The 8,477-nt window shown below is 71.9% G+C and carries 9 protein-coding genes; 4 read left to right on the top strand and 5 right to left on the bottom strand.

From position 1 onward, the window contains the following. The 3 genes from EST54_RS35130 to EST54_RS32035 all read left to right on the top strand — a co-directional run. The coding region (locus tag EST54_RS35130; protein WP_217371200.1) for a hypothetical protein at positions 1 to 184 on the top strand (184 nt) is incomplete at its 5' end. A gap of 76 nt (positions 185 to 260) precedes the next feature. Then, positions 261 to 2,426 carry a RecQ family ATP-dependent DNA helicase gene (locus tag EST54_RS32040; RefSeq protein ID WP_129251199.1) on the top strand — a complete coding sequence of 722 codons (2,166 nt, stop codon included), beginning with the start codon at positions 261 to 263 and terminating at the stop codon, positions 2,424 to 2,426. A gap of 224 nt (positions 2,427 to 2,650) precedes the next feature. Beyond that, positions 2,651 to 3,361 carry a hypothetical protein gene (locus tag EST54_RS32035; RefSeq protein WP_129251198.1) on the top strand — a complete coding sequence of 237 codons (711 nt, stop codon included), beginning with the start codon at positions 2,651 to 2,653 and terminating at the stop codon, positions 3,359 to 3,361. A 177-nt stretch (positions 3,362 to 3,538) separates the two neighbouring features. Here EST54_RS32035 and EST54_RS32030 read toward each other — a convergent pair whose 3' ends face one another. From EST54_RS32030 to EST54_RS32015, 4 genes are all read right to left on the bottom strand, one after another. After that, a complete protein-coding gene (locus EST54_RS32030; RefSeq protein ID WP_129251197.1) occupies positions 3,539 to 4,189 on the bottom strand; it encodes a hypothetical protein in 651 nt (216 codons plus the stop codon). A 66-nt stretch (positions 4,190 to 4,255) separates the two neighbouring features. Beyond that, positions 4,256 to 4,957: a ribonuclease HII gene (locus EST54_RS32025; RefSeq protein WP_129251196.1), complete on the bottom strand. Its 702-nt coding sequence runs from the start codon at positions 4,955 to 4,957 to the stop codon at positions 4,256 to 4,258. 284 nt (positions 4,958 to 5,241) lie between these two features. Next, the gene (locus EST54_RS32020) at positions 5,242 to 6,150 is read right to left on the bottom strand and encodes an ADP-ribosylglycohydrolase family protein (protein ID WP_129251195.1); all 909 of its coding nucleotides are present in this window, start codon (positions 6,148 to 6,150) and stop codon (positions 5,242 to 5,244) included. A gap of 11 nt (positions 6,151 to 6,161) precedes the next feature. Then, a complete protein-coding gene (locus EST54_RS32015; protein ID WP_006602677.1) occupies positions 6,162 to 6,821 on the bottom strand; it encodes a histidine phosphatase family protein in 660 nt (219 codons plus the stop codon). 386 nt (positions 6,822 to 7,207) lie between these two features. Here EST54_RS32015 and EST54_RS32010 point away from each other — a divergent pair, with 386 nt between their 5' ends. Continuing rightward, on the top strand, positions 7,208 to 7,963 hold the full coding sequence (locus tag EST54_RS32010; protein ID WP_129251194.1) for a TetR/AcrR family transcriptional regulator: 756 nt from the start codon (positions 7,208 to 7,210) through the stop codon (positions 7,961 to 7,963). A gap of 12 nt (positions 7,964 to 7,975) precedes the next feature. On the opposite strand, the gene EST54_RS32005 is transcribed toward EST54_RS32010, so the two are convergent. Continuing rightward, a partial coding sequence (locus tag EST54_RS32005; RefSeq protein ID WP_129251193.1) for a DUF4937 domain-containing protein occupies positions 7,976 to 8,477 on the bottom strand: 502 nt, incomplete at its 5' end.

Here is an 8,477-nt window from a genome sequence, read left to right as displayed (position 1 = left end):
CCAGCAGACCGGTCGCCGCCGCGAGCTTGGGCAGTACCTGATCACGAAAATCGGGGTCGAAGGCGTCGGGGCGGAGGGCGTGGCGGCGGAATTGCTGTCGGTGGAGCGCTTGCTCGGTTCGCTGTGCGGATTCATGGCTCGAAGATCCCGCGGCAGGCCGCCGCGCCGCGACCCCTGTGGATAACTCGCGGGCGAGGAAGTTGTCCACAGCCTCGGGCGGGAGTTCGCGCATTGTCAGTGGCATCGGGTTGCATGGAGGCATGAGCAACGATGATCTGCGTGCCGCCGCCGATGCCGTCCTGACCCGACTCGTCGGGGATCCCGGCGGCGAGGCCAGGCTGCGCGAGGATCAGTGGCGGGCGATCGAGGCGCTGGTCGCCGACCACCGCCGGGCGCTGGTCGTGCAGCGGACGGGCTGGGGCAAGTCCGCGGTCTATTTCGTCGCGACGGCGCTGCTGCGCGAGCGCGGCAGCGGGCCGACCGTGATCGTCTCCCCGCTCCTTGCGCTGATGCGTAATCAGGTCGAGGCCGCCGCGCGCGCCGGGATCCGGGCGCGCACGATCAACTCCGCCAACACCGAGGAGTGGGACACCGTCCAGGCCGAGGTGGCGGCCGGTGAAGTGGATGTCCTGCTGGTGAGCCCCGAGCGGCTCAACAACCCCGATTTTCGTGATCAGGTACTGCCCAAGCTCGCGGCGGCGACCGGTCTGCTGGTGGTCGACGAGGCGCACTGCATCTCCGACTGGGGCCATGATTTCCGGCCGGATTACCGACGGCTGCGCACCATGCTCGCCGATCTCCCGCCCGGTGTGCCGGTGCTCGCCACCACCGCCACGGCCAATGCGCGGGTGACCGCCGATGTCGCCGAGCAGCTCGGGACGGGCGAGGGCTCCACCGAGGCACTGGTGCTGCGCGGACCGCTGGACCGGGAGAGTCTGAGCCTGGGCGTGCTTCCGCTGCCGGACGCCGCGCACCGGCTCGCCTGGCTCGCGGACCATCTGCACGAACTGCCGGGCTCGGGAATCATCTACACCCTCACGGTCGCCGCCGCCGAGGAGGTGACGGCCTTCCTGCGCCACCGGGGACACACGGTCTCGTCGTACACCGGTAAGACGGAGAACGCCGACCGCCAGCAGGCCGAGGACGATCTGCTCGCCAACCGCGTCAAGGCGCTGGTGGCGACGTCCGCGCTGGGCATGGGCTTCGACAAGCCCGATCTGGGCTTCGTGGTGCACCTCGGGTCGCCCTCGTCCCCCATCGCGTACTACCAGCAGGTGGGCCGGGCCGGCCGAGGGGTGAAGCACGCCGAGGTGCTGCTGCTGCCGGGGCGTGAGGACGAGGCGATCTGGAAGTACTTCGCGTCGCTGGCCTTCCCGCCCGAGGAGCAGGTGCGGCGGACTCTGGACGTCTTGGCCGCGGCCGGCCGGCCGGTGTCGCTGCCCGCCCTGGAGCCGCAGGTCGACCTGCGCCGCTCGCGCCTGGAGATCATGCTCAAGGTGCTCGATGTGGACGGCGCCGTGCAACGCGTCAAGGGCGGCTGGACGTCCACCGGCCGGCCCTGGTCGTACGACGCCGAGCGCTATGCGTGGGTGTCGCGTCAGCGCGAGGCCGAGCAGCAGGCCATGCGGGAGTACGCGACCACGGCGGGCTGCCGGATGGAGTTCCTGCGGCGGCAGTTGGACGACGAGGCGGCGGTGGCCTGCGGTCGCTGCGACAACTGCGCCGGGGCACGCTTCAGCACCGAGGTGTCGGCCGCTTCGCTGGACGCGGCGCGCGGTGAGCTGGGGCGTCCAGGGGTGGAGGTGGAGCCGCGGCGGATGTGGCCGACGGGGCTGCCGGCCGTCGGCGTCGACCTCAAGGGGCGTATCCCGGCGGGCGAGCTGTCCGCGACCGGCCGGGCCCTGGGCCGGCTCTCCGACATCGGGTGGGGCAACCGCCTGCGGCCGATGCTCGCGCCGCAGGCGCCGGACGGGCCGGTCCCCGACGATGTGTCGGCCGCGGTGGTCACCGTGCTCGCCGACTGGGCCAAGGGGCCCGGTGGTTGGGCCTCGGGCGCGGCCGATGCCCCGGCCCGCCCGGTGGGCGTCGTCGCGCTCTCCTCGCGCAGCCGCCCGCAGCTGATCCGGTCGCTGGCCGAGCGGATCGCCGCGGTCGGCCGGATGCCGTTCCTGGGCACGGTGGCCTCGGCGGACGACGGTGTCGAGGGCAGGATTCCGCGCAGCAACAGCGCTCAGCGGCTGCGGGCGCTGCACGGTTCGCTGTGCGTGCCTCCGGAGCTGGCGCAGGCTCTGGCCTCGGCGGGTGGCCCGGTGCTGTTGGTGGACGACTACGCCGACACCGGCTGGACAGTGGCCATGACAGCCCGGCTCCTGCGCCGGGCAGGCGCCGAGGGGGTGTTTCCGCTGGTCCTCGCCGTACAGGGCTAGGAGCGATACGTTCACGGCCGACTCCGCGACGGACAAGCACATCGGTGACTTTCCTGGCGATTCCGGGCACCGGCGGGAATTGCTCGTTGCCGCATGCGTGTACGACGGCAAGAATTGGAATGCTTCCCCGTACCGGCCGTCCATGGTCAGGCAGCGCCGTGCCGTGGTGCGCACCCGTGCCCGGTCACCGCCCGACGCGTGGACGCCTAGACGAAGGGAGGAACATGACCTTCGGCTTCGCTCCGCCCCCGCATGTGTCCTTGCCCGTGTCCGCCGATTCCGCCGCGCGACTGGGACGGATGCTGGTGCCCGCCGAATGGGCCTCGGCCGGGATCCCGTTGCTGCGCAATCCCCGTGAGGTCGTCGCCGATCTGCACGATCGCCATCGTCCGGGGCCGTCGACGGCCATCGTCGCGGTGCTCGACGCACACGACCGATTGACGGCCAGCGCCTCGTTCACCGAGTTCGCGGCCGCGCCCGACGGCTGGGAGTTCCGCAATGCGCTGCTGGCACATCTGCGCCGGGTCATCCCGCACGACCTGCGATTGCGTACCCCGGTCCGGACCGCGGTGCTGGTCTACTGCCGTGAGGGCGAGCCCCGTTGGACGGAGACGGACGGGGCGTGGATGTGGGGGCTGCGCGACGCCTGCACCCTGCACGGACTCCGCTGCGGGGCGTACATCACGCTGACCCCGAGCCGCTGGCAGGTATTGGGAGAGGGACGGGGCGGGCGCCGCCCCAGGCCACCCGCCACGGACCTGCCGGTCCCCGAACCGCGTCGCCCGGATGCGGGACGTACGGAGCCACGTCGTACGACGGCAGCGCGACCGGATGCATCACGCACCGCCGCGAAGGCCGCCGCCCCGCAGAGCCGGCCGCTTCCACGGCGCGCGGGCGGCGCCCCGGAAGCACGCCGGCACACGGCAGCGCGCTGAGGCGGACCGAGCGGCCGCGCCCCTACCGGGGTTCGCGCCCACGGCGAACGGCGGGCCGTGCCTCTCGGGGAGCCGTACCACCTGTCGGCACGCGCGGCGTCCGCACACCGTGGGCGCGGACGCGCATGCGTGCCCGTCGGCCCTGCAGGACCGACGGGCCGTTGCGGGCCGACAGGGTCAGGCGTGGGCGCCGAGGACAGCCGTGATCCGCTGCGGGTCGCCGCAGACGATCAGCAGCACTCCGGCACGGGCCATGGCCGCCGGCAGAGCCCTCCCGGTGACCTCGTCCGAACCGCCATTGACGGCGACGACCACAACGGGCCGGCCGGTGGCGCGCTCGGCGGCCGCGTCCGCGTAGAACACATCGTCCGTGGCGTCGTGTTGGGCCCAGTACGAGGCCTCGCCGAACGAGAGCTCATGCGCGGCCCACGGGTGGGCTTCGCCGGTGGTCAGCACCAGGATGTCGCCCGGCGCACGCCCGGAGTCCAGCAGCAGGTCGACGGCCTCGTCGGCAGCGTCGACGGCGCCGGCGGCGGGTGCCGGGATCAGCTGGAGCTGCGCTCCCGCGGCGGTACCGGTCTTGTCGGCCGGCGGCTGCGGGGAGCTGGTGCGCTGCACCGGCGGAGCGGCGACAGGCCCACGCGACGGGGCAGCAGGTCCGGGCTTGCCCGGACGGACGCTGGCCGCCGGAGCGCCACGCGGGGGCGCGGGGCGGGGACCGGGGCCAGGAACAGGACGGGGGGTCGGCGCGGTACGGCCGGCGGCCGAAGTTGCGCGGGGACCCGGGACACTCTCGTGAATCTGAGGCTCCTCGGGGATGAGAGGCATAAAGGGATGTCTATCAAACGTAAGTACGGAACACGCTACCGGGTACCGAATTGATGTCCGTACCACTCAGAAATCGAAGCCGAGTTGGCCACCGGCTTCCAGAGCGGCTGCTTCGGGGGTGATGCGCACCTTCTTCAGATGCCGCCACCGGGGCAGGGCGTCCATGTAGGACCACGACACTCGGTGGTGCGGCGTGGGACCGTACTCCTCCAGGGCGATGCGATGGGTCGGCGAGGGGTAGCCTGCGTTGGCCGCGAAGTCGAAGTCGGCGTAGGCCAGACCCAGTTCGGCCATCATCGCGTCGCGCCGCACCTTGGCGATCACGGACGCGGCGGCGACCGCGATGCAGGACTGGTCACCCTTGATGACCGTGCGGACCCGCCATGGCGCGCCCAGGTAGTCGTGCTTGCCGTCAAGAATGACCGCGTCCGGCCGGACCGGCAGCGCCTCCAGGGCGCGTACGGCCGCGAGCCGCAGTGCCGCGGTCATGCCCAGCTCGTCGATCTCCTCCGGCGAGGAGTGCCCAAGGGCGTACGACGTGACCCACTCGCCGAGCACCTCGCACAATTCGGTGCGGCGCTTGGGAGTCAGCAGCTTGGAATCGGTGAGTCCGTCGGGCGGCCGGCGCAGACCGGTGATGGCTGCGCAGACGCTGACCGGACCGGCCCACGCTCCGCGTCCGACCTCGTCGATACCTACAACGATCTTGGCGCCCGTCGTGGCGCGCAATGATCGCTCGACGGTATGGGTGGGGGGCTCGTACGGCATGGCGCCAGCCAGGTTACGCCTATTCGGCGCAGCCGTCCGCACCGGATCCGCACCCAGCGGAAAACGATGTCCGTGCAGGTGCGAACGGGACCGGGACGGCACCGCTACCAACGGGTACCCGGCGGCGACCCCGGAGGGCGCGACGTGTCGCGCTCCCGTGCCCGCCTACCACCACCCGGGGCGAATTCGCCGCCCCTCACCGGCCGTTGGAGGGCACCGGGGGACGGAACGGGTCACGGACGGCCGGTCCGCGGCGGGCGAGGGGAGCTACGGTGCGGCGGTGCTCAGTCGGTGTGGACGGGGGCCCAGGACGGGAGGGGTTCGGTGCCCGCCAGCCATGCCTCGGGCGGGGCGCCCGCAGCACCGGCGGCCACGATGCCGCCGACGATCGCGCAGGTGGTGTCGACATCGCCGCCCGCATGAGCGGTGGCCCAAAATGCCCGCTCATAGTTGCCGAGATGCCGGGCGGCGGCCCAGAGGGTGAAGGGCACGGTGTCGTGGGCACTGGTACGCCGCCCGCAGCCCAGCACGGCGGCGACGGTGCCGGAGTCGGCGTAGTCGAGCATGTCGCGTGCCCGGCGCAGACCGGCCTGTACGGCGCTGCGCGGGATCAGCTCCAGTACGCCGTCCAGCAGCTGCTCGGGGCCGAGGTCCCGGGTCGGGTCGGCCACCAGGGCGGCCGCGGCGGCGACGGCCATGGCACCGACGACGGCCTCGCGGTGCTGGTGGGTGGTGTAGGCGGAGATCTCGGCCTGGTGGGTGGCCTGCTCGGGGTCGTCGGCGTACCAGGCGCCGAGGGGAGCGATGCGCATGGCGGCTCCGTTGCCCCACGAGCCCTGGCCGTTGAAGAGTCCGGACGCCAGCTCACGCCAGTCGCCGCCCTCGCGGATCAGCCGCAGCATGCGGTTGACGGCCGGACCATAGCCACGGTCGAAGTCGTGGTGGTCGGCGAAGGAGCGGGCGAGGGAGTCCTGGTCGATCCGCCCATGGGTCGTGAGCTCGGCCAGGACGGAGCACGCCATCTCCGTGTCGTCGGTCCACTGCCAGGGGGCCGGTGGCAGCTCGCGGCGCTTGAGGGAGGGGTAGTGGGCGGGGACGAAGAACTGGGATCCGAGGGCGTCACCCACGGACAGGCCGCGCAGGCTGGCCAGAGCCCGCGCACGGCGGTCTGCGTCACGGTGATCGAGGGTCATCGGTGTGCACTCTAACCGGTGGCTCCATAAGGCTCCGGTTTACACCAGCGCTCGAAGGGCCGGTCGAGGGTGTAGCGGCCGTTCCCGCCGAGCAGCAGGGTGCGCCGTTCCGCATTGCCCGGATTGGACAGCGACTCGAAGTCGGCCACCGTCCAGTGGAACCAGCGCATACAGAACAGCCGCATGGTGAGCCCGTGCGTGACGATCAGGACGTTCGGCGGGTGGTCCGGGGCCTCGAAGCTGCGCCACAGGCTCTCCAGGAACGCCCCGACGCGGTCGTAGACGTCCGCTCCGGACTCGCCCTGGGCGAACCGGTAGAAGAAGTGTCCGTAGGCGTCGCGGTAGGCCTTCTGCCGTCGTACGTCGTCGCGGTCCTGCCAGTTCCCCCAGTCCTGCTCGCGCAGTCGGGGCTCCTCACGGACCCGGACCCTGCCGGGATCGAGGCCGAGCGCCCGGAAGGTCTGGTGGGTGCGGCGGTAGGGCGAGACGTAGGCGGAGACCCGCTGGTCACCGAACATCTCGCGCAGCGGGCCGCCGGCCGCCTCCGCCTGTCGCAACCCGGCCGGGGTGAGCGAGAGCGCATGATCGGGTTCTCGCTCGTAGACGGTGTCATCGACGTTCCCCTCCGACTCTCCGTGGCGGATGAGAACGATGCGTCGGGGCCGAGCCATGCCGCCAGCCTAAATCTCCTGCTCTGTACATGCCGCACACCCCCTGGCCCGCGGTCCGGACCTTGCTGCACAGCACTCCTCCTGCCTGTTCGGCCGCGGCCCGTTCCCGGCGTGACTGATCCGTTTCTGGCCTGCCTGAGGCACCTGCGGCGAGGTACGGCCGCACTCCTGCCCGGGACCGTCGGGCACGATCCCCCCACGACCCCGTTGCGTTCGGCAGGGTGTATCGACAGCGATACGCCGTCGTTCAGCGGCCGGTCACCGCAGGACGTGATGATGGCGTGCCATGAGATCCGCGCAGGCATCGAGCCCCCAATCAAACGCAACACTCGTTGCATTACGATGAGGATGACACGGTCCGGCCACTAACGCAACAAGGATTGCAATTGACTGAGGACGAAGCGAGCAGCGACCGGCGCACGGCCGACGGCTCCGCACCTGCCCCCGGCACCCGGCGCCCCGGCGGCCGCACCGCCCGCACCCGCGCGGCCGTCCGCGACGCCGTACTGGCCGGGCTCACCGAGCACGGCTATCCCGGCTTGACCGTCGAATACGTCGCCGAGCACTCCGGCGTGCACAAAACGACGCTCTATCGCCGCTGGAAGGACCTCGAGGGCCTGGTGGCGGACGCTCTGGACCTCGCGGGCGAGGACGACTGGACCCCGCCCGACACCGGGTCCCTGGAGGGCGATCTGCGCGCCCTGGCCCGCGAGGTCGTCGCCTCCTTCGCCGATCCTGCGGTGGCCGCTTCGGGCTCCGCGATGATCGCTGCCGGCTTCCGGTCGGAGCGGGCGGCCGCGGCGCTGCGCGGCTACTACACCGAGCGGTTCGCGCGCTGTGAGGTCCTCGTCGAACGTGCCGTCCTGCGCGGGGAATTGCCTGCGCCCCCGGAAGCCGTACCGGGCCCCCCGGCGGGTACCCGGGCACACACCGCCTCCGACCCCGCCGTGAGCGGCGCGATCGATGCCGGTGCGCTGGTCCGCTCGGTCTCCGCACCGCTCTTCTTCCGCCTGTTCATCACCCGGGAACCGGTCGAGGCCGCGCACGCCGACCAGGCCGCGGCGGCCACCCTGGCCGCCGCCCGCGCCGGGGCGTTCACCCTCGACAGCGCCTCAGGCATCCCCCACGGCACGGGCTCCTGAACACGCCGCCCGTCATACCGTCCACGACGGTTCGAGCTGGACCACGTCCCCCGCGATGGCCCGGACGTCCGCGGCTATCTGAGCCCGCAGTGCCAGCCGCTCCACCCGCTCGGGCCGGTACTTGCCCCGCTCGGCAGCCGACTGCCACATCGACAGCACCAGGAACTCCTCACCCGGTGCCCGCCCCACCATCCCCCGCAGCATTCCCGGCGAACCCGCCATCGCCGGGTTCCAGACCTTCTCCTGCATGAGCATGAAGTGGTCCACCCGGTCCTGGTACACCTGGCTGTGCGCCAGCCGCAGCACGTCCACATCACCGAACGACGGGCGGAAGCCCACCTTCACGTCGAACTCGTGCTCAAACAGGCGCACCTGTGCGTCCTTGTACGTCCCGACCTGGGCGGCCGCCAGCCGGTCGTGCGCACGCGCCATGAAGGAGTCGTAGAACGCCCGGCTCTCCCAGAAGGCGACCAGATGCGCGACGCCCGGCCGCCCCCGGCTCCACCCCCCGCCC

Source organism: Streptomyces sioyaensis (genome assembly GCF_004122735.1).
GTDB lineage: Bacteria > Actinomycetota > Actinomycetes > Streptomycetales > Streptomycetaceae > Streptomyces > Streptomyces sioyaensis.
This window is presented reverse-complemented; position numbering and strand designations above follow the sequence as displayed.

Bases quoted from the DNA above. Each gene is read 5' to 3' on its own strand.
- EST54_RS32040 (WP_129251199.1), top strand. From the start codon at position 261: ATGAGCAACGATGATCTGCGTGCCGCCGCCGATGCCGTCCTGACCCGA.
- EST54_RS32035 (WP_129251198.1), top strand. From the start codon at position 2,651: ATGACCTTCGGCTTCGCTCCGCCCCCGCATGTGTCCTTGCCCGTGTCC.
- EST54_RS32030 (WP_129251197.1), bottom strand. From the start codon at position 4,189: ATGCCTCTCATCCCCGAGGAGCCTCAGATTCACGAGAGTGTCCCGGGT.
- EST54_RS32025 (WP_129251196.1), bottom strand. From the start codon at position 4,957: ATGCCGTACGAGCCCCCCACCCATACCGTCGAGCGATCATTGCGCGCC.
- EST54_RS32020 (WP_129251195.1), bottom strand. From the start codon at position 6,150: ATGACCCTCGATCACCGTGACGCAGACCGCCGTGCGCGGGCTCTGGCC.
- EST54_RS32015 (WP_006602677.1), bottom strand. From the start codon at position 6,821: ATGGCTCGGCCCCGACGCATCGTTCTCATCCGCCACGGAGAGTCGGAG.